Source organism: Thalassotalea litorea (genome assembly GCF_043642205.1).
In the GTDB taxonomy this organism is placed as follows: domain Bacteria; phylum Pseudomonadota; class Gammaproteobacteria; order Enterobacterales; family Alteromonadaceae; genus Thalassotalea_A; species Thalassotalea_A litorea.
In genome coordinates this window covers 1-1,223 of the sequence record NZ_JBHZSG010000085.1, presented here as the reverse complement: position 1 = coordinate 1,223, position 1,223 = coordinate 1, and the positions used below count along the sequence as shown (strand labels likewise).

Below are 1,223 nucleotides of genomic sequence, written 5' to 3'. Positions count from 1 at the left end.
TGTAGTGGCATAGTAATTTTGGCCACCTAATTAGAGGATGTTATGATCCGTTCATAGCAGTATTAGGTGAATTAAATGACTAAGAAGTCGCGTAAGAATTTCAGCCCCGAAGTAAGATTAGAAACCGCCCAATTGGTTCTCGATCATGGTTACACCCATGAAGAAGCAGCCAAGGCGATGAATGTGGGTTATTCAACCATTGGTAAATGGGTGAAGCAATTAAAAGAAGAGCGCCAGGGTAAAACCCCGAAAGCGACACCGATGACGCCAGAGCAGCTTAAAATACGTGAGCTTGAGAAAAAGATAGAGCGCATTGAATTAGAGAAAGAAATTCTAAAAAAGGCTACCGCTCTGTTGATGTCGGATTCACTGAACAATTCGAAATAATCGAAAAACTCAATAAGAGCCAGAAAAGCCGATATCCAGTGAAAGTGTTATGCGATGTCTTTGGTGTTCATCGCAGCAGTTATAAGTATTGGCAACGGCGAGATAAGTCGCCTTCAATTGAGCAACTGACGCTGCTCAATAAAGTAGAAGAAGCACACGAGTTAAGCGGAGGCTCTGCTGGTGCGAGAACCATTAGCGAAATTGTTACTCAAGATGAAAGTGGCATCACGTTAAGTCGTTACCGTGCCAGTAAGCTCATGAAAAAGCTTGGGTTAGTCAGTTGCCAACTGCCTAAACATGCTTATAAGAAAGCATCGAAAGAGCATGTAGCAATACCGAATTTACTAGAGCGACAGTTTGATGTTGTCGAACCAAATCAAGTCTGGTGCGGTGATGTTACTTACATCTGGACAGGATGTCGCTGGGCTTACTTAGCGGTGGTTATCGACCTGTTCGCACGAAAACCTGTTGGTTGGGCCATGTCTCATTCACCAGACAGTGAGTTAACGACGAAGGCTTTAACGATGGCTTATGAGTTAAGAGGACGTCCTGAAAACCTCATGTTTCATAGTGATCAGGGAAGCCATTATACCAGCCGCAAATTCAGGCAAAGGATATGGCGCTTTAAAATAAAACAAAGCATGAGCCGCCGTGGTAATTGCTGGGATAATGCTCCGATGGAGCGTTTCTTCAGAAGTTTAAAAACGGAATGGATACCAACAACGGGTTATCATAGTTTCAAGGAAGCGAAGTTAGAGGTGACGAAATATATAATCGGCTATTACAGCCAGGTTAGGCCACATCAGCATAATGGTGGTTTGTCGCCAAACGAGTCA

At 43.6% G+C, this 1,223-nt stretch carries 1 protein-coding gene; it reads left to right on the top strand.

What is annotated here, in order from left to right; translation table 11 throughout:
• Positions 1 to 75: 75 nt before the first annotated feature.
• Positions 76 to 1,223, top strand: a protein-coding gene (locus ACHUFQ_RS16945; RefSeq protein WP_394177030.1) for an IS3 family transposase whose coding sequence is annotated in 2 segments (ribosomal slippage) — positions 76 to 334 and positions 334 to 1,223 — 1,149 coding nt annotated over the 2 segments. Because the reading frame shifts where the segments join, the coding sequence is not laid out codon by codon here. This gene is flagged as partial in the annotation.